This window comes from Bradyrhizobium sp. WSM2793 (genome assembly GCF_000379585.1).
Classification (GTDB): domain Bacteria; phylum Pseudomonadota; class Alphaproteobacteria; order Rhizobiales; family Xanthobacteraceae; genus Bradyrhizobium.
In genome coordinates, this window is record NZ_KB902772.1 from 23,772 (window position 1) to 43,093 (window position 19,322).

At 65.6% G+C, this 19,322-nt stretch carries 19 protein-coding genes and 1 pseudogene; 12 read left to right on the forward strand and 8 right to left on the reverse strand.

Features of this window, described 5'->3' with window-relative positions; all coding sequences use genetic code 11:
* Positions 1-199 precede the first annotated feature (199 nt).
* The 3 genes from A3AS_RS0107290 to A3AS_RS0107300 are packed head-to-tail and all read left to right on the forward strand — an operon-like array spanning position 200 to position 4,003.
* Entirely contained in the window at positions 200-697 is a 498-nt protein-coding gene (locus A3AS_RS0107290; RefSeq protein WP_018316940.1) for a (2Fe-2S)-binding protein, read from the forward strand.
* Positions 694-1,749 (forward strand): xanthine dehydrogenase family protein subunit M, encoded by a 1,056-nt coding sequence (locus A3AS_RS0107295; RefSeq protein WP_018316941.1) that lies wholly within the window; start codon positions 694-696, stop codon positions 1,747-1,749. The genes A3AS_RS0107290 and A3AS_RS0107295 overlap by 4 nt, the downstream gene beginning before the upstream one ends.
* The gene (locus A3AS_RS0107300) at positions 1,742-4,003 is read left to right on the forward strand and encodes a xanthine dehydrogenase family protein molybdopterin-binding subunit (protein WP_018316942.1); all 2,262 of its coding nucleotides are present in this window, start codon (positions 1,742-1,744) and stop codon (positions 4,001-4,003) included. The genes A3AS_RS0107295 and A3AS_RS0107300 overlap by 8 nt, the downstream gene beginning before the upstream one ends.
* Before the next feature lie 42 nt (positions 4,004-4,045).
* Here A3AS_RS0107300 and A3AS_RS48175 read toward each other — a convergent pair whose 3' ends face one another.
* Together A3AS_RS48175 and A3AS_RS0107310 are read right to left on the reverse strand one after the other, a co-directional pair.
* Entirely contained in the window at positions 4,046-4,198 is a 153-nt protein-coding gene (locus A3AS_RS48175; protein WP_018316943.1) for a hypothetical protein, read from the reverse strand.
* Positions 4,199-4,389: 191 nt separating this feature from the next.
* Positions 4,390-4,938 carry a cupin domain-containing protein gene (locus A3AS_RS0107310; RefSeq protein ID WP_008561958.1) on the reverse strand — a complete coding sequence of 183 codons (549 nt, stop codon included), beginning with the start codon at positions 4,936-4,938 and terminating at the stop codon, positions 4,390-4,392.
* Between the two features lie 148 nt (positions 4,939-5,086).
* Here A3AS_RS0107310 and A3AS_RS0107315 point away from each other — a divergent pair, with 148 nt between their 5' ends.
* Together A3AS_RS0107315 and A3AS_RS0107320 are read left to right on the forward strand one after the other, a co-directional pair.
* Entirely contained in the window at positions 5,087-6,415 is a 1,329-nt protein-coding gene (locus A3AS_RS0107315) for an aspartate aminotransferase family protein (RefSeq protein WP_018316944.1), read from the forward strand.
* A gap of 70 nt (positions 6,416-6,485) precedes the next feature.
* A complete protein-coding gene (locus tag A3AS_RS0107320) occupies positions 6,486-7,751 on the forward strand; it encodes a D-amino acid dehydrogenase (protein ID WP_018316945.1) in 1,266 nt (421 codons plus the stop codon).
* 276 nt (positions 7,752-8,027) lie between these two features.
* Here A3AS_RS0107320 and A3AS_RS0107325 read toward each other — a convergent pair whose 3' ends face one another.
* Both A3AS_RS0107325 and A3AS_RS0107330 read right to left on the reverse strand, forming a co-directional pair.
* Positions 8,028-8,585: an SMI1/KNR4 family protein gene (locus A3AS_RS0107325; RefSeq protein WP_018316946.1), complete on the reverse strand. Its 558-nt coding sequence runs from the start codon at positions 8,583-8,585 to the stop codon at positions 8,028-8,030.
* 63 nt (positions 8,586-8,648) lie between these two features.
* The gene (locus A3AS_RS0107330; protein WP_049814807.1) at positions 8,649-9,293 is read right to left on the reverse strand and encodes a helix-turn-helix domain-containing protein; all 645 of its coding nucleotides are present in this window, start codon (positions 9,291-9,293) and stop codon (positions 8,649-8,651) included.
* A 179-nt stretch (positions 9,294-9,472) separates the two neighbouring features.
* Between A3AS_RS0107330 and A3AS_RS0107335 the strand changes: the two genes are divergently transcribed.
* Genes A3AS_RS0107335 through A3AS_RS0107350 form a run of 4 tightly spaced genes read left to right on the forward strand, consistent with a single transcriptional unit; the run spans position 9,473 to position 12,943 of the window.
* The gene (locus A3AS_RS0107335; RefSeq protein WP_018316948.1) at positions 9,473-10,231 is read left to right on the forward strand and encodes an ABC transporter substrate-binding protein; all 759 of its coding nucleotides are present in this window, start codon (positions 9,473-9,475) and stop codon (positions 10,229-10,231) included.
* 31 nt (positions 10,232-10,262) lie between these two features.
* On the forward strand, positions 10,263-10,916 hold the full coding sequence (locus tag A3AS_RS0107340) for an amino acid ABC transporter permease (RefSeq protein ID WP_018316949.1): 654 nt from the start codon (positions 10,263-10,265) through the stop codon (positions 10,914-10,916).
* Entirely contained in the window at positions 10,913-11,644 is a 732-nt protein-coding gene (locus tag A3AS_RS0107345; RefSeq protein WP_018316950.1) for an amino acid ABC transporter ATP-binding protein, read from the forward strand. Before A3AS_RS0107340 ends, A3AS_RS0107345 begins: the two co-directional genes overlap by 4 nt.
* 12 nt (positions 11,645-11,656) lie before the next feature.
* Positions 11,657-12,943: an FAD-binding oxidoreductase gene (locus A3AS_RS0107350; protein ID WP_026201760.1), complete on the forward strand. Its 1,287-nt coding sequence runs from the start codon at positions 11,657-11,659 to the stop codon at positions 12,941-12,943.
* A gap of 55 nt (positions 12,944-12,998) precedes the next feature.
* On the opposite strand, the gene A3AS_RS48180 is transcribed toward A3AS_RS0107350, so the two are convergent.
* Together A3AS_RS48180 and A3AS_RS0107360 are read right to left on the reverse strand one after the other, a co-directional pair.
* Positions 12,999-13,241, reverse strand: coding sequence for a hypothetical protein (locus A3AS_RS48180; RefSeq protein ID WP_084674797.1), 243 nt, complete (start codon positions 13,239-13,241; stop codon positions 12,999-13,001).
* Between the two features lie 157 nt (positions 13,242-13,398).
* Positions 13,399-14,983: pseudogene (locus tag A3AS_RS0107360) on the reverse strand (gamma-glutamyltransferase family protein).
* Between the two features lie 145 nt (positions 14,984-15,128).
* Here A3AS_RS0107360 and A3AS_RS43290 point away from each other — a divergent pair.
* Positions 15,129-15,542, forward strand: coding sequence for an enoyl-CoA hydratase-related protein (locus A3AS_RS43290; protein WP_018316953.1), 414 nt, complete (start codon positions 15,129-15,131; stop codon positions 15,540-15,542).
* A 144-nt stretch (positions 15,543-15,686) separates the two neighbouring features.
* Here A3AS_RS43290 and A3AS_RS48185 read toward each other — a convergent pair whose 3' ends face one another.
* Together A3AS_RS48185 and A3AS_RS0107375 are read right to left on the reverse strand one after the other, a co-directional pair.
* Complete coding sequence (locus tag A3AS_RS48185) at positions 15,687-15,863, reverse strand: hypothetical protein (RefSeq protein WP_018316954.1); 177 nt, start codon at positions 15,861-15,863, stop codon at positions 15,687-15,689.
* A 9-nt stretch (positions 15,864-15,872) separates the two neighbouring features.
* A complete protein-coding gene (locus tag A3AS_RS0107375) occupies positions 15,873-16,106 on the reverse strand; it encodes a hypothetical protein (protein WP_018316955.1) in 234 nt (77 codons plus the stop codon).
* Between the two features lie 262 nt (positions 16,107-16,368).
* On the opposite strand from A3AS_RS0107375, the gene A3AS_RS0107380 reads away from it, so the two are divergent.
* A complete protein-coding gene (locus A3AS_RS0107380; protein WP_018316956.1) occupies positions 16,369-18,387 on the forward strand; it encodes a sorbosone dehydrogenase family protein in 2,019 nt (672 codons plus the stop codon).
* Positions 18,344-19,285 carry an SMP-30/gluconolactonase/LRE family protein gene (locus tag A3AS_RS0107385; RefSeq protein WP_018316957.1) on the forward strand — a complete coding sequence of 314 codons (942 nt, stop codon included), beginning with the start codon at positions 18,344-18,346 and terminating at the stop codon, positions 19,283-19,285. Before A3AS_RS0107380 ends, A3AS_RS0107385 begins: the two co-directional genes overlap by 44 nt.
* Positions 19,286-19,322: the final 37 nt, after the last annotated feature.

Below are 19,322 nucleotides of genomic sequence, written 5' to 3' on the forward strand. Positions count from 1 at the left end.
GCCGGGCTGCATCGCGTTGGAGGCGCACGGGGTTTTGACCAATTCCAATATTTTTCCACCGGCCCTTGTTAAGCGGAGGGAGCCTCCGTATCTTCGCCTCGATGTTGGCCGGCTTCTGCCCGGTCAATTTGGATCGACGGCGGCCACGGCGGTGGCGCGCTGCGCGATCACTCATGTCCAAATCTGATCGGAGCCTTGTATGAACCACTCCATCAGCCTCACCGTGAACGGTGCGCGGCGCGACTTCGTCCTCGACGATCCACGCGTCACGCTGCTCGATCTCCTGCGTGAGCGCCTCCATCTCACCGGAACCAAGAAGGGATGCGATCGCGGCCAGTGCGGCGCCTGCACTGTTCTGGTCGACGGCAAGCGCATCAACTCGTGCCTCGCGCTCGCGATCAGTCATGACGGCGCCGACATCCTCACCATCGAAGGCATTGCGCGCGGCGACCAGCTGCACCCGGTGCAGGCTGCCTTCATCGCCCATGACGGATTTCAGTGCGGCTTCTGCACGCCGGGTCAGGTCATGAGCGCGATCGGCATGATGCGCGAAGGCCAGGCGGGCAGCGATCCCGAACGCATCCGCGAATGCATGAGCGGCAATCTGTGCCGCTGCGGCGCCTATGCCGGCATCGTCGATGCCGTGCTCGATGCGGAAGGACAGATGGACGAAAGCGATCAGAGGCACTCCGCATGAAACCGTTCGATTACGTCAGGCCTGCCACCGTCACTGAAGCGGTTGCCGCCGCTGCCCAGCCGGGCGCGGTCTATCTCGCCGCTGGCACCAATCTGCTCGATCTGATGAAGGGCGGCGTCAGCCGTCCGGATCGTCTCGTCGACGTCTCGCATCTCGATGGGCTCGACGGCATCGAGCGCCTCGCCGATGGGTCCTTGCGCATCGGTGCGCTCGTCAGCAACGCCGATCTCGCGCATGATGCGGACTTTGCAAGGTCCTATCCCGCCGTCGCCGAAGCCCTTCTCTCCGGGGCATCCGCGCAGTTGCGCAATGCCGCGACCGTCGGCGGCAATCTGCTGCAACGGACGCGCTGCGCGTATTTCTACGACACTGCCAGCCGCTGCAACAAGCGCGAGGCCGGCAGCGGTTGCGATGCGCGTGAAGGTGAGAGCCGCACCCACGCGGTGCTCGGCTGGAGCGAGAGCTGCATCGCCACGCATCCCTCCGATTTCTGCGTGCCGCTGGTCGCGCTCGGTGCGGTCGTCGAGATCGAGGGGCGGGCGGGCCGGCGCGAGATCGCGCTCGACGAGCTGCATCGCCTGCCCGGCGATACGCCCGAGCGCGAGTCCGCGCTCGAGCCGGGCGATCTCATCGTTGCAGTGCGCCTGCCGCCGGCTGCGCGCGAGTTTGCCCCGCATGCGCGCTACCTCAAGGTCCGTGAGCGCACCTCCTATGCCTTCGCGGTGGTCTCGGCCGCTGCTGCGTTGCGGATCGAGAACGGCAGGATCGCCGAAGCGCGGCTTGCGCTCGGCGGCGTCGCCGCAAAGCCTTGGCGGGCCCGCGCTGCGGAGGACGTTCTCAAGGGCGTCGCTCCCACGGCCGATGCCTTCCAGGAAGCCGCTTGGCGTGCGCTGACCGACGCAAAGCCGTCCGGCAACAACGCCTTCAAGATCGAGCTCGCACGCCGCATCGTCGTGCGCGCGCTGACCCTCGCTGCCGCCGGTACGCCCGCGCGCCTGCCCGCACTGCCGGCCTCTCCCTTTGCCTCGACATCAGGAGCCATCCATGCCTGAGCTCAACCTCACCAGGGCGCCTGCCCATCTGCGCCACGGCTCGAATATCGGCCAGCCGCTGACCCGTCGTGACGGCGTCCTCAAGGTCACGGGGCAGGCGACCTATGCTGCCGATAATCATCCGCCCGGCATGCTGTTTGCGGTGATCGCGACCTCCAGCATCGCGCGCGGACGTGTGGCGTCGCTCGATGTCGCCGCCGCCAAGCGCCATCCCGGCGTCGTCGATGTCATGACGTCCGACCACAAGCCACCCCTCGCCATCGACCCCGAGATCAAGACCAATCCCTTCGTGTTTCGGATGGAGGCTTTGCAGAGCAACGAGGTCCGCTACGCCAATCAGCCGATCGCGGTCGTGATCGCCGAGACGCATGAAGCCGCGACGGAAGGTGCCGCGCTGCTGGCGCCGCGCTATGAGACGCTGCCTGCGCTAATCGGCCTCGATGCCGGCGAGAGTTTTGTGCCGCCCGTCGTCGGCGTCGGCAACCCCACCGAAAATCACCGCGGCGATGTCGAAGCGGGCCTTGCCTCGGCCGAGACGCAGATCGACGCGACCTACGAGACGCCGCCGCAATATCACAACGCGATGGAGCCGCATGCGGTCGTGGCTCACTGGGATGGCGACAAGCTGTCCGTGGACATGCCGACCCAGGGCCTGAAGCTGTCGCTCGCGCGCATCGCCGAGTTGTTCGGCATTGCGCACGACAAGATCCACATCCGCAGCCCGTTCCTCGGTGGCGGCTTCGGATCGAAGGGGCTCATGGGCGGCCCGCCGGTCCTCGGCATCATGGCGGCGAAGCTGGTCGGCAAGCCGGTCAAGCTGGTGCTGCGCCGTGAACAGATGTACGGCCCGGTCGGCCATCGCGCGCCGACGCGCCAGCGCCTGCGCATCGGTGCCGACGGAGAGGGGCGCCTCACCGCGCTCGATCACCATGCGCGGACCGTATCGAGCACGTTCGACGATTTTTATGAGCCCGCGGCCGATGCCTCGCACACGCTCTATGCGGCGCCTGCCATCCGCACCTCGCATGACGCCGTGCGCGTCAACACCGGCACGCCGCTGTTCATGCGCGCACCCGGTGAGGCGACCGGCTCGATTGCGCTGGAGAGCGCGATCGACGAGATGGCCTGGGCCTGCGGCATCGATCCGCTCGCCTTCCGCCTGAAGAACTATGCCGAGGTCGAGCCGATCACGGGAAAACCGTTCTCGTCAAAGGCGCTGCGGGCCTGCTACGATCAGGGCGCGGCGCGCTTCGGCTGGGCGAAGCGTCCGCTGCAGCCGCGTCAGATGCGCGACGATGCCGGCCTGCTGGTCGGCTGGGGCATGGGCACGGCGACTTTCCCGGCGCTGATGTTCCAGGCCGAAGCACGCGCGGCGATCCGCCGCGACGGCTCGGGCGTGATGGAGATCGGCGCACACGACATGGGGCAGGGTGCCTGGACGGCACTGGCGCAGATCGCGGCCGACGCCGTCGGCCTCGATGTCGACCGCGTCACGTTCAAGGCGGGGACATCGGACCTGCCCGATGCCGGCATCGCCGGCGGCTCCGCGCACACCGCGACCGCGGGAGCGGCGATCCACGGCGCGGGCGCGGCCGTGATCGCAAAGCTCGCCGATCTCGCCACCAATGACGAGCGCTCTCCGCTGTTCGGCGCCGGCAATGCCGGCGTGATCGCGCGTGACGGCAGACTGATCCGGCGCGATGACGAGAGCCGCGGCGAGAGCTATGCCGAGATCCTCGCGCGCGCCGGCGTCGCCGAGGTCGAGGCGCGCGGCACCGGTGCGCCGAACCCTGCGGCGATGGAGGAATATGCCATGCATGCCCATGGCGCGGTGTTCGCGGAAGTGAAGGTCGATCCCGAACTCGGTCAGGTCCGCGTCACCCGCATGGTCGGCGCCTTTGCTGCCGGGCGCATCGTCAACCCGCGTATGGTGCAAAGCCAGCTATTCGGCGGCATGATCTGGGGCCTCTCCTTTGCGCTGCACGAGGAGGCCGTCACCGACCGCCGCAGCGGCCGGATCATGAACGCCAATCTCGGCGAGTACCACGTTCCCGTGAATGCCGACGTGCCGCCGCTCGACGTGATCACGGTCGAGGAGCACGACCCGCACGTCAATGCGCTCGGCATCAAGGGCGTCGGTGAGATCGGCATCACCGGCAGTGCCGGCGCGGTCGCGAACGCGGTCTGGCATGCGACTGGTGTGCGCGTCCGCAAATTCCCGATCCGGATTGAGGAGTTGCTGGCGCAGCGTTGAGGCGGCAGGCGGAGCGAGGCCCGCTCGCTCCGCGGCGGACGATCAGTTCATCATCCTGCGGAGAGCCTTGATCTGCTCTTTCTGCACTTCGATGTATTTCGCGATGGTCTTGCGCAGCTCGCGCGAGTGCAGCTTGTCGGTGTCACGCAGGACCTCGTCGAGCGCGGCTTCCGCATTGGCAAGAGTGGTCTTCATGCGCGAGCCCTTATTACGAAGCGGCCCCGGAGTACCCAGGAGTCCGGGGCCATAACCTCAGCACCTCTAAGCCAGGCTGCTCGGCTACGGTTCGTAATATATAGCGGTCCGGCGCGCGGAAATTGAGATGGCTCAACCACCGTAAGATACCGGTGGCTGCCCGGAACCTTGCGGATGCGACTGTTCGCGATTCAGAACGTCGGCGGCGTGCAGGCCGAGATCACCTCGCACGGTTTGCCGCCGACGCAGCGGAAGCGGTGCGGACGGCGGCTCTCGAAATAATAGGCATCGCCCGGGTTGAGGATGCGCCGCTCGTCTTCGACGGTGACTTCGAGCTTGCCCGAGATCACGATGCCGCCTTCCTCGCCGTCATGGACGAGGTGGACGCGCCCGGTGTCGCTGCCGGGCTCGTAGCGCTCTTTCAGGATCTGCAGGCTGCGGCCGAACAGATTGTCGCCGATCTGCCGATAGGAGATCGGCTTCTTGCCGACTTCGGTCAGCTCCTCGGCGCGGTAGAAGATCTTGCGCCTGGACTCCGGCTCCAGCGCGAAGAACTCGGCGAGCCCCATCGGGATGCCGTCGAGGATGCGCTTGAGGGCGCCGACCGAGGGGTTCATCTGGTTGGATTCGATCAGCGAAATCGTCGAATTGGTGACCCCGGCGCGCTTGGCCAGCTCGCGCTGCGACAGCTTGTGGCGCGCCCGGATGAATCGCAGCCGTCCACCGATGTCGACGCTCATACCCAGATCCTGTGTTGCAGGTGTTGCGGATCGCGCAAATATGGACCGGCAGCCCCAGCGAAATCAATGGCTTGCAGGTCACCAGAAAAGGACTTGTTGCGCTTTTGAAGCCGTGGCTCTGCTAGAGGGTCAGCAAAGGAGCGCGGCCGTGACCGTTCATCAGATTCCGAACACTATCAAGACCGACTCGTTCTGGATGCCGTTCACGGCCAATCGGCAGTTCAAGAAGGCGCCGCGCCTGTTCTCCTCAGCCGAGGGCATGCACTACACCACCGTCGACGGCCGCAAGGTGATCGACGGCTCCGCCGGCCTGTGGTGCGTCAATGCCGGCCACGGCCGCAAGCAGATCGCGGCTGCGGTCGAGCGCCAGTTGATGACGCTGGACTTCGCGCCGTCGTTCCAGATGGGCCATCCGCTGGCCTTCGACTTCGCCGAGCGCCTCGCCGAGATCGCGCCGAAGGGCCTCGACCGGATCTTCTTCACCAATTCCGGCTCCGAATCGGTCGATACCGCGCTGAAGATCGCGCTCGCCTATCACCGCGCCAACGGCCAGGCGAGCCGCACCCGCCTGATCGGCCGTGAGCGCGGCTATCACGGCGTCGGCTTCGGCGGCACCTCGGTCGGCGGCATGGTCGCCAACCGCCGCGCCTTCGCCACCCTGCTGCCGGGCGTCGACCACATCCGCCACACCCACGATCTCAGCCGCAACGCCTTCGCCAAGGATCAGCCGGAGCATGGCGCCGAGCTCGCCGACGATCTCGAGCGTCTGGTGGCCCTGCACGGTGCCGAGACGATCGCTGCCGTCATCGTCGAGCCGGTCCCCGGTTCGACCGCGGTGCTGCCGCCGCCGAAGGGCTATCTGCAGCGCCTGCGCGAGATCTGCGACAAGCATGGCATCCTCCTGATCTTCGACGAGGTCATCACCGGCTTCGGCCGCCTCGGCACGCCGTTCGCCGCCAACTTCTTCGGCGTCACGCCTGATATGATGACCACCGCCAAGGGCATCACCAACGGCACCATTCCCTGCGGCGCGGTGTTCGCGCATCGCAAGGTGCATGACGCCATGATGATCGGCCCGGAAAACGTCATGGAGCTGTTCCACGGCTACACCTATTCGGCGCACCCGACCGCCTGCGCCGCCGGCATTGCGACGCTCGACATCTACAAGGATGAAGGCCTGCTGACGCGCGGCGCCTCGATTGCCGAATATTGGCGCGATGCGCTGCATTCGCTGAAGGGCCTGCCCAACGTCATCGACATCCGCAATTGCGGGCTGATGGGCGCGGTCGAGCTGTCGCCGCGTGACGGTGCGGTCGGTGCGCGTGGCTACGACGTCATGGTCGACTGCTTCAATCGCGGGCTATACTTCCGCATGAGCGGCGACTCCTTCGCGCTGTCGCCCCCGCTCATCGTCGAGAAGAGCCACATCGACGATATCGTGTCGATCCTTGGTGATGCCATCAAGCGGGTGGCCTGATAATTGCTCTCGCCGTTGCGAGTTGTTTCCTTGCAGCGGCGAGCGTGATGCCGCGGGAGTTTGACCAAGCGTGAAAGTTCTGATCCTCGGCAGCGGTGTCATCGGTGTCACCTCTGCCTACTACCTTGCGCGTGCCGGCCATGAGGTCACGGTCGTCGACCGTCAGCCCGAACCGGCGCTGGAGACCTCTTTCGCCAATGCCGGCGAAGTGTCGCCCGGCTATTCCTCGCCCTGGGCCGGCCCCGGCGTGCCGGTGAAGGCGGTGAAGTGGCTGCTGATGAAGCACGGCCCGCTTGTCGTCCGGCCGAAGCTCGATCCGGTCATGTGGGTCTGGCTGCTCAAGATGCTGCGCAATTGCACCAGCGCACGTTACGCGGTCAACAAGAGCCGGATGATCCCGATCGCGGAATACAGCCGCGATTCCTTGCGCGATCTGCGCCGCGACATCGGCATCCAGTATGATGAGCGCTCGCAAGGCACGCTGCAGCTGTTCCGCTACCAGGCCCAGCTCGACGGCACCGCCGAGGACATCGCCGTGCTCAAGCAATATGGCGTGCCGTTCGAGGTGCTGAGCCGCGAGGGCTGCATTGCGGTCGAGCCGGCACTCGCCGGCGTGAAGCAGAAGTTCGTCGGCGGGCTTCGCTTGCCGCAGGACGAGACCGGCGACTGCCACATGTTCACGCAGGCGCTGGCCAAGCATGCCGAGGCGCTCGGCGTGCGCTTCATGTTCAACACCTCGATCGATCGCATCGCCACCGACGGCGCGCGCGTCAGCGGCGTCGCCACCAGTGCCGGCATGTTGCAGGCTGATGCTTACGTGCTCGCGCTCGGCAGCTGGTCGTCGCGGCTGGTTGCGCCGCTCGGCATCCCCCTGCCGGTCTACCCGGTGAAGGGCTATTCGATCACGGTGCCGATCAAGGAGGCCGCGGGCGCGCCGGAATCGACCGTGATGGACGAGAGCTACAAGGTCGCGATCACGCGATTGGGCAATCGCATCCGCGTCGGCGGCACCGCCGAAATCTCGGGCTATTCGGACAAGCTCTACGACGCGCGCCGGGCCACGCTCGATCATTCCTTGTCCGATCTGTTTCCGCGCGGCGGCGATCTCGTCAAGGCGACGTTCTGGAGCGGCCTGCGTCCAATGACGCCGGACGGCCCGCCCGTGATCGGCCCGACGCAATTCGCGAACCTCCACCTCAACACCGGCCACGGCACCCTCGGCTGGACCATGTCCTGCGGTTCGGGTCGCGTGCTCGCGGACATGCTGTCGGGCAAGAAGCCGGACATCGACGTCGGTGCGCTCACGGTGGACCGGTATAAGCACCGGTTTGGGTGAACCTCTATCCCCTCGTTATTGCGAGGAGCGCAGCGACGAAGCAATCCAGAGTCTGTCCTTTGAGGCAGTCTGGATTGCTTCGCTCCGCTCGCAATGACGCTGTGGATGCAGCGGAGCCCCAATCCATCCCCGTCACCCTGAGGTGCTCGCCGCACGGCGCAACGCGCCGTGCGGCGAGCCTCGAAGGGCGACGGCCCGGGTCCATCGGGGCCGTGCATCCTTCGAGGCTCGCTGCGCTCGCACCTCAGGATGACGGGAAACTAGGTGGCGCCTGGCTCAAGGTCGCAAGCGGCGCGCAGATATGGTCCGGGCGATATGGCCTTCGTCGCCATACATTGCGTCCCACAGATTGACGCCAGAGGCCCACGATCCAATCCAGTCTTCGATACTGGGAGCGTCCTCGAAGAATGCGTCGGTCCAGTCATCGCCATCATGACCGTTGGGATCGAAAACCCGCATCCGGAAATCCGGGTCGAGACAATCGACGCACGAGTAGATGGCGCATCCCCAATGGCAGATCGGCAGAAGGCCATCCGGCCAAGCCAGCTCTGGCGCACTCCGAAATACGTCGTAGATCGCAACAGCGGTCTTGCCGGTATCGTCGGGAACGCCTTTGGTCAATCCAATGAGCCCGTATCCGGGGCCAAAACCTCCATTGCCGATATCTGCATACATTCGTTTCAACAGGGGTGGCAGCCGGAAACGAAGATGCTCTTCGTCGGAGGCAATGTCGCCTGCCCTTGCGGGGATTAGTGCCGCGCGCGGAGGTCGGCCCAGATCGGTTGGGTTTGTCTTCAGCCGTCGCTGGATCGCAGCGATGATGAGGTCATCCATCGACGAGGCCCTTCGTCCTGCAGAATGCCTTCACATCATGCCAGCAGACGGCGTGCCGGCAAACTACCCCGCCCCCGTCACGCAATTCACCCACAGCACCATGGCCTTCGCATCCTCGGCCGGATTGGAAAACCGGTGTGGCCGGCGGCTGGCAAAACGAAAGCTGTCGCCGGTCTTCAGCGACCAGGTCTCGCTGTCCACCGTCAGCATCATCTCGCCTTCGAGCACGAGGCCGGCCTCTTCGCCGTCATGGGTGTAGAGCTCGTCGCCGGTGGAGCCGCCGGGCTCCAGATGCACCAGGAACAGATTGAGCTTGTTGTCGGCGCTCGCCGGGCTGAGCAATTGCTTGGAGACGCCGGTGCGCCAGAGCTTCAGTTCGGGCCGCTGCAGCCCGCGCGTCACGACCTGATCGGAGGCGCCGTCGGCGCTCGGGCTCGCGCCGAACAGGGCGGCGATGCCGACGCCGAGCACGTCGGCGAGCGTCGCCAGCACGCGTAGCGATGGTGACGACAGGCCGCGCTCGATCTGGCTGAGAAAGCCGATCGACAGGTCCGTGCGCGCCGCGACCGTTTCCAGCGAGAATTGCCTGCCGCGCCGGAGATCCCTGATGCGGCGGCCGACCGCGACGTCCATCGCGGGCTCAGCGGATTTGGCGACGGCTTTGGCCTTTACCTTCTTCACCGGCTTTGTCGCGGCCGGTCTGCGCATTCTTTTGCCACCGCTCACGTCAAACCGCTTCCTTCATGTGCATGAAAACCGCTTGCATCGTCCGCGAAAGTGTGACCAAATTTTCATATTGGTGAAAATAGGCCGAAACGGCTCGGCTCGCAACGTCTGATCATGACACCAGCGAGCGCCGCCATCGGCCAGACCCAAAGGGGGATGCGATGAAGCGTTTTGGTCTGGCCGCGGTCGCGGCGCTCGCACTGATAGCCGTGGCGCCCGCTTCGGCGCAGCAGGTACTGAAGGTCGGCTCGACCCCGACGGGTATTCCCTTCACCTTCCTCGACACCAAGACCAACACCATCCAGGGCATCATGGTCGATCTCGTCACTGAAGTCGGCAAGGACGCCGGCTTCAACGTGCAGATCGAGCCGATGCAGTTCTCGGCGCTGATCCCGTCGCTGACCTCGAGCAAGATCGACATCATCGCCGCCGCGATGTTCATCACCGCGCCACGCAAGGAGGTCGTCGACTTCTCCGATCCGATCTACACTTACGGCGAAGGCCTGGTGGTGCCGAAGGCCGACACCAAGGCCTACGCTACGCAGGACGACCTCAAGGGCGAGACCGTCGGCGCGCAAGTAGGCACCGCCTTCGTCGATGCGCTGAAGAAGTCCGGCCTGTTCGCCGACGTGAAGGCCTACGACACCATTCCGGACATCCTGCGCGACGTGAACACCGGTCGCCTCAAGGCCGGCTACGCCGATTATCCGATCCTCGCCTACAATCTGAAGCAGGGCGGCTTCCCCGAGGTGCGGCTCGTCGACGGCTACAAGCCCGTCACCGTCGGTTCGGTCGGCATCGGCGTGCGCAAGGGCGAGAGCGCGCTGCTCGGCAAGATCAACGCCTCGCTGGCCAAGCTGAAGGCCAACGGCACCATCGACAAGATCCTCGATAAATGGGGCCTGAAGGCCCAGGGCTGATCGATAAATTCGGATCGATGAAGGCTGCCCGATGAAAGGCTTCTGGCGCGACGCCGTCGAGTTCTTCCCGATTCTGATGAACGGCGTCGCACTGACGATCGTCGTCACCATCGGTTCGCTATTGCTCTCGACGGTGCTCGGCCTGATCTGGGCGATGATGCGGGTGTCCGGCATCAAGGTGCTGTCGATGATCAGCGCCAGCCTGATCAATGTGATCCGCGGCATCCCGATCATCGTGCTCTTGTTCTATCTCTACTTCGTGATGCCCGATCTCGGCGTCACGCTGTCAGCCTTGCAGGCTGCGATCCTCGGGCTCGGCATCGCCTATTCGGCCTATCAGGCGGAAAACTTCCGCGCCGGCATCGAGGCGATCGACAAGGGCCAGATCGAGGCGGCGCAGTCGATCGGCATGGGCTGGTGGCTAACCATGCGCCGCGTGGTGCTGCCGCAGGCGGTGCGCATCGTGCTGCCGCCTTACGGCAACGTCATGATCATGATGCTGAAGGACTCTTCGCAGGCCTCCACCATCACGGTCGCCGAGCTCGCGTTGCAGGGCAAGCTGATCGCGTCCTCGACCTTCAAGAACACCAGCGTGTTCACGCTTGTGGCGCTGATGTACCTCACCATGAGCATTCCGCTGATCCTGCTGGTTCGTCACTTCGAGAAGCGGGCCGGCAAGCGATGATCGAGCTGAACGACGTCCACAAGAGCTTTGGCGAGAACGAGGTGCTCAAGGGCATCACGGCCTCCGTGCAGAAGGGCGAGGTGGTCTGCATCGTCGGTCCCTCCGGCTCCGGCAAGTCCACCATCCTGCGCTGCATCAACGGGCTCGAAAGTTACGACCGCGGCGAGATCAGCGTTGAGGGCCTGAAAGTCGATCGCGATGCGCCGTCGATCGTGAACATCCGCACCCAGGTCTCGATGGTGTTCCAGCGCTTCAATTTGTTTCCGCACCGGACGGCGCTGGAGAACGTGATCGAGGGGCCGCTCTTCGTGAAGAAGGAGCCGCGTGCCCGGGCGCTGGAGCGCGGCCGCGCATTGCTTGCCCAGGTCGGGCTTGCCGAGAAGGCCGATGCGCATCCGCCGCAGCTCTCCGGCGGCCAGCAGCAGCGCGTTGCGATCGCGCGGGCGCTCGCCATGCAGCCCAAGGCGATCCTGTTCGACGAACCGACCTCGGCGCTCGATCCCGAACTCGTCGGCGACGTGCTCGGCGTGATGCGCAAGCTCGCCGACGACGGCATGACCATGGTCGTCGTCACTCACGAGATGGGCTTTGCCCGCGACGTCGCCGACCGCGTGCTGTTCATTGACGGCGGCGTCATCGTCGAGCAGGGGCCGGCCAAGGCGCTGCTCAACCAGCCCCAGCATCCGCGCACGCAGGATTTTTTGCGGCGTGTGCTGCATCCGCTTTGATTGGTCTTTGCCATGCCTGCGCGCCTGCCTCTGCCGCCCTCGCTCTATGCCGACACCGCCGTTGCGCCGGCCGCCACGCCGCCGCTCGATACGGACAGGAATGTTTCGGTCGCGATCGTCGGCGGTGGTTACACCGGCCTGTCCACGGCGTTGCATCTGGCGGAGCAGGGTGTCGAGGCGCTGGTGCTGGAGGCGCAGGAGCCGGGTTGGGGCGCGTCCGGCAACAATGGCGGCCACACCAATCCCGGCCTGAAGCACGATCCTGATCAGATCGAGGCGGACTTCGGCGCAGACCTCGGCCGCCGCATGATCGAGTTCGCCTACGGCACCACGAATTTCACGCACGATCTGATCCGCCGCTACCAGATCCCGTGCGAGGCACGTCAGAACGGTACGCTGCGCGCGGCCTATCACGAGGCCAGCGCTGCCGCGATCAAGACGACCGCTCAGCAATGCATCCGCCGCGGCATGCCAGTGACATATCTGAACCGCGAGCAGCTCCGCGAGATGACCGGTACCGACCGCTACATCGGCGCCATGCTCGATGCGCGCGGCGGCGATCTGCATCCGCTCAGTTACGCCCGTGGTCTCGCACGTGCGGCGGTCTCGGCCGGCGCGAAGGTGCATGGCGAGACGCCGGCGCTGTCGCTGCGCCGCGATGGCAGCCGCTGGCGCATCGAGACGCCGCGGGCGGTGGTTCATGCCGACAAGGTCCTGCTCGCCACCAACGGTTTTACCGACGATCTCTGGCCGGCGCTCCGCCGCACAATCGTGCCGGTGTTCTCTTCGATCGCGGCCACGGCGCCGCTCTCCGATACGGTGGCCCGCGCGATCATGCCGACGCGGTCCGTGCTCTACGAGAGCGGCCACATCACGGTGTATTACCGCATCGATCAGCACAATCGTCTCTTGATGGGCGGCCGCGGCCCGATGCGCTGGATCAAGTCGCCGAACGACGTCGCCTATCTCATGCGCTATGCCGAGCGGCTATGGCCGCAGCTCAGGGGTGTTGCCTGGACGCACGGCTGGAATAGTCGTCTCGCCATCACCGGGGATCACTATCCCCATGTGCATGAGCCGGCCGAAGGCATTTTGATCTCGCTCGGCTGCAATGGCCGCGGCGTCGCGCTCGCGACAGCAATGGGTGCGCAGCTTGCCCGCCGCCTGATCGGCGGCGCCAAGGCCGAGATCGACATGCCCATCACGGGCATCAAGCCGATCCCGATGCACGCGTTCTGGCCGGTGGGTGTGACGACCGCCGTGATCGCGGGCCGCATACGGGACCGGCTCGGCATGTGAAGAAGGCGTCGCCCGGTCAGGAGCGACGCCTTGCATCATTGGCAGATATCGGGCTTCAGCAGCGGCCTTGTTTCCACAGACCGGGCGGGCACCCGTGACCGCGCCAGCCGACTTTGCGCCCACGCGACCAGCCGGGCGGCGAGCCGTGGTGATGATGACCCATCGAATGGCCATGACCATGGCCGTGCCCATGTCCGCCGCCATGTCCGCCACCATGCCCGCCCTTGGCCAGGGCAGGACTGCTGAATGTGAGGCCGACTGCAAGGATCAGCGACGCGGCGAGCGCAAGTTTCTTCATATGTCCTCCACTGGGGCGAGCGCACTTGTCCGTTCAATCAACGAACGGCCGGTAGGTAAGTTCCCTGCGAATGTGGAGGAGTCGTGACGCTCGCGCAGATGCGCAAGCGCGCGAGAGCTCAACGCGCGCTGGCACAATCCCGCATTGATCGATGCGCTCAGGCTTCCGCCACCGCGTCGGCCCAGGGCTGAAAGATCTCGACCGCGCCGGAATTCGTGTCGCCCTCGCGCATCACCACGCTCGGGCAGGCGAATTTTTGCGGCAGCGTCTGCACGCGGGTCTCTTCATAGTCGAAGCGCGAGCCCAGCGTCTTGCGCACGTCCTCCGGCAAGCGAGCATCGCCGATCACCACCGCGCCCTCGCTGGCGTCGATGCGCGGCTGGTGGATGGCGGCATCGAGGTCCATGCCGAAGTCCATCGCGAAGGATACGAGCTGCATCACCGAAGGCAGGATGCGCCGGCCGCCGGAGGCGCCAACCGCAAGACGCTTGCCGTCCCTGGTTTCGGCGATGACGGGCGTGTAGTTGCAGAGGCAGCGCTTGCCGGGCGCGAGCGAATTGGTGGTGCCCGGCGTCGGATCGAACCACATGATGCCGTTGTTCATGGCGATGCCGGTGCGCGGCGTCACATATCTCGAGCCAAAGGACGAGAGCAGCGTCTGCGTCACCGCGGCGATGTTGCCGTGTCGGTCGACCACGGAGAAATGCGTGGTGCAGGCGGGCGCCAGATATTCGGCACCGAGCGAGCGTTTGCCGTCGGCGTCGCCCATGTCCTTGAGCCGCTCGCGGAAGGCCGCTTGCAGAGCGAGGGCATATTCGACATAGGCGGCCGCGTCCGGCGCGCTCGCCGGCGTCAAGCTCTGCTGCAACAGGCGCAGCGCGTGCGCCATGGTGGGCCCGGCCGTGAGCTCAGGCGTCGCATACACCTTGCCGCCGCGATACGGGATCGCCAGCGGCTCGCGCAGATGCGCGCGGAAGGCGGCGAGGTCCTCGACCGACAGCGAACCGCCATCGGCCTTGATGTCGGAGGCGATGCTCCCGGCGAGATCGCCCTGGTAGAAATCGCGCGGTCCGGCCTCGGCGAGATGCGACAGCGTCGCTTTCAGCGTGTCCTGCGGCAGTCGCGTCTCGGCCTTGACGCCCCATGGCGCGCTCGGCGGCAGCCCGTCCTTCAGGAACGCCGCCGCGCTGGCGGGATAGCGCCTGAGATCGGCGGCCGAGCCCGAGATCGTCACCGTGGTCCACCAATCGACCAGCAAGCCTTCGCCGGCGAGCCTGGCTGCCGGCGCAACCAGATCCTTCCACGGCATTTTGGCGTAGCGGCGATGCGCCTCTTCCATCCCGGCGACGACGCCGGGCACGGCGATCGACCCGGGGCCATGGATGTTGCGATCGTCCTTCACCCGCGGCCAGGGAAAGAGATCGGAGGCCGCGCCTTCGCCGCTGAGCGGATAGTCGGTAACGCGCAGGCTCTGCGGCGCACACATGCCGTAATCGATCACCTCAAAGCGATTTTCCTTGGCGCGGTAGAGCACCATCGCACCGCCGCCGCCGATGCCGCTATTCCAGGGCTCCAGCACATTCAGCGCCATAGTGGTTGCGACGATCGCGTCCACGCAGTCGCCGCCCGCCGCCAGCACCTGCGCCCCGACTTCGGCCGCTCGCCGCGATTGCGAGGCGACCGCCCTTGGACGTGACGGCGGGTTTGCGGACGGTTTGGTTGAGGCTGAACTGATGAGGCATGATGTCGTCTTGATCTCTGTTGTTCTGGCGTTGCTGTGCTGGCGCGGGAGCTCAGCATTGGCTGATGTTGCGAAGGATGGCACATTGCCGCCAACGAGAAAATCCAAAGGGAGACGCGACATGGCTGGTGTGAAACAGGCGCGGGATGGCGCGGTCGGCGAGCTTCATCCAGGTGTTCAGCCGCATCGCGCTGGCGCCGGATCTCGGCTCGACCTGGCTGTTGCCGCGGCTGATCGGCCGCCAGCGCGCCCTCGAGCTGATGCTGCTGAACGAGCCGCTGACGGCCGAACGCGCCCAGGAGATCGGCCTGGTGCGGCAGGTCGTCGAGGATGCAAAGCTGATGGACGAGGCGCTGGGTCTGGCGCGCCGCCTCGCCGAGGGACCGACCCGCGCCTTGGTGGCAACGCGCCTGCTCGTCGAGGAGAGCGAGCATGCGACCTACGAGGCGCAGTTCCGCCGCGAGATCGAACTCCAGGCGGTGATCCGCAAGAGCGCCGACGCCCTCGAGGGGCGCAACGCCTTCGTGGAGAAGCGCAAGGCGAAGTTTACGGGGAGGTGAAATGGGGCACGCTTGCCCTGCTCGTCATGCCAGGGCTTGCCTCGGGCATCCGTCTTTGACCCACGCCCCAAAACGTAGATGGCCGGGACAAGCCCGGCCATGACGAAGGAGAGACGGAGATTGGAAGCCGCGAGGCCTCAGCGCTCAGAGCGAGCGGTTCAGCCGGCTGGCCTGATACTTGGCGCGCCATTTGGGTCCCGGCCCGCGCATGTAGTGCAGCTCCGGGCGGTAGGGGTCGCCGGCGACCCTGATCAGCGTCTGCCATTTGGCGGCGACGAAGTTCACGGGCTGGCGGAACAGGCTCAGTGAAGCGAGCAACATGACATCACCTCAATGCGGCTTGCCGAGCATGGCGGTGAAGGGAAGATCGAACAGATCCTCGCCATCGGAGCCGCTGACATGGATCACCCAATCGCGCCAGTCTTCAGCGCCGGGCGTCTGGATCATCGAATTCATGATCTGGGAGGCACGGTCGCGCGCCTCCGTGAGATTGGAGACGGCGGCGCCGTAGCGGTCGATCAGCGTGCCCTCGGTGTTGGAGCAGTGAAAATAGACCTGGACCATATGCGCCTCCTGGCGGGAGTAACTTGGATGGCAAATCGATACCACCCGAAGCCTTCGCGAAACATTCGGGTCGAGCCCGGTAAGGGAATCTACGGATATTGGTCGGCTCAGAGGTCGTTACAGGTTTAATCACAGGCGAGTGATGTTCGGCTGGACGGCGTTCGGACGGCATGAAACAGCTGTTTCGCGGGAAATCTTGGGGGCCGCCGTGAGCTACTTCACATCCAGGCGTGGACGCCGAAGCCTGCGCGCATGTGCGGGGATGTTGGCGGTCCTGCTTGGGCTCGCCTCGGCGGCGTCATCGGAGCCGCTCCGCCGCAGCGGCTATGCGGTCGGCGCGGAAACCTGCGGCAATGGCGATCTCGCTTTTCCCAGGATCCAGATCGACATGAAGGCCGGATTTTGCGCCGGCCTCGTCGCCAGCGAAGAGGATGGCCTGAAATTCCCGCGCGCGATTGTCCAGGTGCCGGGCCGGGAGCTGTTCGTGGTGGCCGACATGGGCGGCTGGGGCCACACCGACGGACGGCTGCTGCTGCTCGACCCGCGCGCGGCCCAGGGCCAACGGTTCAGGGAGCTTCTGACGGGAATCGAATATCCGTTCGGCCTGGCCATCGGCCCGGACAAAAAGCTCTACGCCTCGACCGCCGAGACCATCTTCCGGTTCGACCCGCTCGCCGACAATCCGCGCGGCACGGTCGAGACCATCATCCGTCATATGCCTGGCCGCCGGATCACGCTGCCCGACGGGACAAGGCTCCAGGAGAGCGCGCATCCGCTCAAGCAGTTTGTCTTCGACAGCAACGGGCGGCTATTCGTCAATGTCGGCTCGCACAGCGACGACTGCATCACGCCGGCGCCGATCACCAAGCCTTGCGCGGCAGCCGAGGGCGCTTCCGCGATGGCAGCGATCTGGCTGTTCACGCCGCCCACGGGTGGCGTCTTCCCGGCGCTGAAGCCTGGCGATGCCGATCCGCCGCACACCGTCTATGCGCGGGGCTTGCGCAACTCGATGGCGCTGGCGCTGCATCCGAAGTTTCCCGAGGCCGGCTACGCCTTCCTGCAGGGCGAGAATAGCCGCGACTTGCCCGACATCTTCAAGCCGAACGAGGAGATCAACGCGATCGAGCAGGGCAGGCATTATGGCTGGCCCTATTGCTACGATCTGTCGACGCCGAGCCCGGAATTCAGGAACGTGCTGCAAGGTGGGCTCTACAAATCGCTCTGCACGGCCAACGCGCTCTACAAGCCGCCGCTCTCGCTGATGCCGCCGCACGGCGCGCCGCTCGCGATGCTCTATTATCACGGTGGCAAATTTCCGGAGCTGGAGGGCAAGCTGCTGGTCGGCCTCCACGGCTATCGTCCGACCGGCAGCCGTGTCCTCGTCTACGACGTCGACGATCGCGGTTTCCCCAAGCCGTCCCCGGCGCCGGTGCGTTACCGCGTCAGTTGCGCCGCCGATCCGGCGCGCAGCTTTCAGACGGACGCCGGCGAGGTCGCCGCCGCGCCGTTCGACGAGCTGATCGCAGGCTGGCACCGCGTCAACGGCGCGCGGCCGCAAGGTGCGCCGGTCGGCATGACGGTCGCGGAAGACGGCGCGATCTGGCTGGTCGAGGACAAGAACCGGACCGTGATCCGCATCGATCGTGCCGCGGGTGATCCGCCACAGCCGCTGCCGTGCGACATGCGCAGCCAGGCGATGATCGACCAGCTTGCGGCCTTCGTCGCCGGGGATGCGCAGAACAGCGCCCGGCTGACCACGCTGCGCAAAGGCCTCGTCGAGAAGCATTGCGTCGGCTGCCATTCCGATTTCGGTTTGAAGGGCGGCCAATCGGAGGCGGAGAAGGACGCGGCGGTGCTCCGCTTCATGCTGTCGCAGGACGGCTGGATCTATCCCGGCGATCCCGATGCGGGCAAGCTGCGCACGCGACTGCGCGGTCTCGGCGCGGAGAAGCTGATGCCGCCGGGCGGCGAGAGCCTGCCGAAGACCGAGCCTGGCTACAAACGCCTGCTGGACACCGCGGATCTGCTCGTCGCGAAAATGGTTCCGGGCACGCGGATGCGGATCAAGCCGGGCCCGCCGCAGCGCAAATTCTTTGGCAAAACCAGCAAGGAATGCGGCGAAATACCGGCCGGAAAGGTCGTTGTCGTGACACAAAGGAGCGCTGTAGACAAACCCGGCTTCAGCCGATTCTTCCGGCCTGCCGATCCCTATTTGAATGGCGAGTGCACCGACGGCGATGGCTATTACATCCGGCAGGAGTTTCTGGTGCCTGTGCAGTAGCGTCCTACTCGCCGTTGCGACGGCATCCGCCCAGGCAGAGACGAAACTATTCGAGAGCGCGCAGGTGACGCCTCCCGGCGAATATACCTTCGGCATCGAGGGCCCCGCGGCTGACCTCGACGGCAATTTGTTCGTGGTCAATCTCGGCAAGCCCGGCACCATCGGCCGGCTGCCAGCCGGCGCCACCGCGTCGGAGCCGTTCACGGCGCTGCCCGATGGCAGTGTCGGCAACGCCATCCGCTTCGACCGCAGCGGCACCATGTTCATCGCCGATTACAAGAAGCACAACATCTTCGCGATTGCGAAGGGGGCGACCGAGCCGTCTCTCTGGTTTCACTCCGACGAGATGAACCAGCCCAACGACATTACGATTGCACGCGAGGGCACGATCTATGCGAGCGATCCGAACTGGAAGGGCCGCGAAGGCCATATCTGGCGGATCGCGAAAGCCGCCGACGGCACGGTGCAGGGGCAGATCATGTCGGCGCCGCGCGCGATGGGCACCACCAACGGCATCGATCTCAGCCCTGACGGCAAGACGCTTTATGTCGGGGAATCCAGCAGCGGCCAGATCTGGTCCTATGCGATCAACGGCAACGAGCTCACCGGCGCAAAGCTCGTCAAGGCATTTCAGCCCGACACCGTCGACGGGCTGCGCACGGACGTCATCGGCCGGCTCTATGTCGCGCGCATTCTCAAGGGCACGATTGCGCTGATGAAGCCGAACGGCGCGGTCGAGCGGGAGATCGCGCTGAAGGCCAAGGAGCCGACCAACCTCGCCTTCGGTGGCAGCGACGGCAAGACCGTCTTCGTCACCCAGCGTCAGGGCGGCTTCATCGAGTCCTTCCGCGCCGATCAACCGGGTCGCGAGCACTGTCTGCAGCGCGGACGCTGCTGAGCCGAGGGCGATCTGCTTCCGCCGCAGGGCGAGACGG

Excerpts from the sequence above, each read along its gene's own strand:
- A3AS_RS48185 (WP_018316954.1), bottom strand. The coding sequence starts at position 15,863 with ATGTTGCTCGCTTCACTGAGCCTGTTCCGCCAGCCCGTGAACTTCGTC.
- A3AS_RS48175 (WP_018316943.1), bottom strand. The coding sequence starts at position 4,198 with ATGAAGACCACTCTTGCCAATGCGGAAGCCGCGCTCGACGAGGTCCTG.
- A3AS_RS0107325 (WP_018316946.1), bottom strand. The coding sequence starts at position 8,585 with ATGGATGACCTCATCATCGCTGCGATCCAGCGACGGCTGAAGACAAAC.
- A3AS_RS0107295 (WP_018316941.1), top strand. The coding sequence starts at position 694 with ATGAAACCGTTCGATTACGTCAGGCCTGCCACCGTCACTGAAGCGGTT.
- A3AS_RS0107335 (WP_018316948.1), top strand. The coding sequence starts at position 9,473 with ATGAAGCGTTTTGGTCTGGCCGCGGTCGCGGCGCTCGCACTGATAGCC.
- A3AS_RS48180 (WP_084674797.1), bottom strand. The coding sequence starts at position 13,241 with ATGAAGAAACTTGCGCTCGCCGCGTCGCTGATCCTTGCAGTCGGCCTC.
- A3AS_RS0107375 (WP_018316955.1), bottom strand. The coding sequence starts at position 16,106 with ATGGTCCAGGTCTATTTTCACTGCTCCAACACCGAGGGCACGCTGATC.
- A3AS_RS0107310 (WP_008561958.1), bottom strand. The coding sequence starts at position 4,938 with ATGAGCGTCGACATCGGTGGACGGCTGCGATTCATCCGGGCGCGCCAC.
- A3AS_RS0107385 (WP_018316957.1), top strand. The coding sequence starts at position 18,344 with ATGGCTATTACATCCGGCAGGAGTTTCTGGTGCCTGTGCAGTAGCGTC.
- A3AS_RS0107330 (WP_049814807.1), bottom strand. The coding sequence starts at position 9,293 with ATGCGCAGACCGGCCGCGACAAAGCCGGTGAAGAAGGTAAAGGCCAAA.
- A3AS_RS0107300 (WP_018316942.1), top strand. The coding sequence starts at position 1,742 with ATGCCTGAGCTCAACCTCACCAGGGCGCCTGCCCATCTGCGCCACGGC.
- A3AS_RS0107340 (WP_018316949.1), top strand. The coding sequence starts at position 10,263 with ATGAAAGGCTTCTGGCGCGACGCCGTCGAGTTCTTCCCGATTCTGATG.
- A3AS_RS0107380 (WP_018316956.1), top strand. The coding sequence starts at position 16,369 with ATGTTGGCGGTCCTGCTTGGGCTCGCCTCGGCGGCGTCATCGGAGCCG.
- A3AS_RS0107350 (WP_026201760.1), top strand. The coding sequence starts at position 11,657 with ATGCCTGCGCGCCTGCCTCTGCCGCCCTCGCTCTATGCCGACACCGCC.
- A3AS_RS0107345 (WP_018316950.1), top strand. The coding sequence starts at position 10,913 with ATGATCGAGCTGAACGACGTCCACAAGAGCTTTGGCGAGAACGAGGTG.
- A3AS_RS0107290 (WP_018316940.1), top strand. The coding sequence starts at position 200 with ATGAACCACTCCATCAGCCTCACCGTGAACGGTGCGCGGCGCGACTTC.
- A3AS_RS43290 (WP_018316953.1), top strand. The coding sequence starts at position 15,129 with ATGGCGCGGTCGGCGAGCTTCATCCAGGTGTTCAGCCGCATCGCGCTG.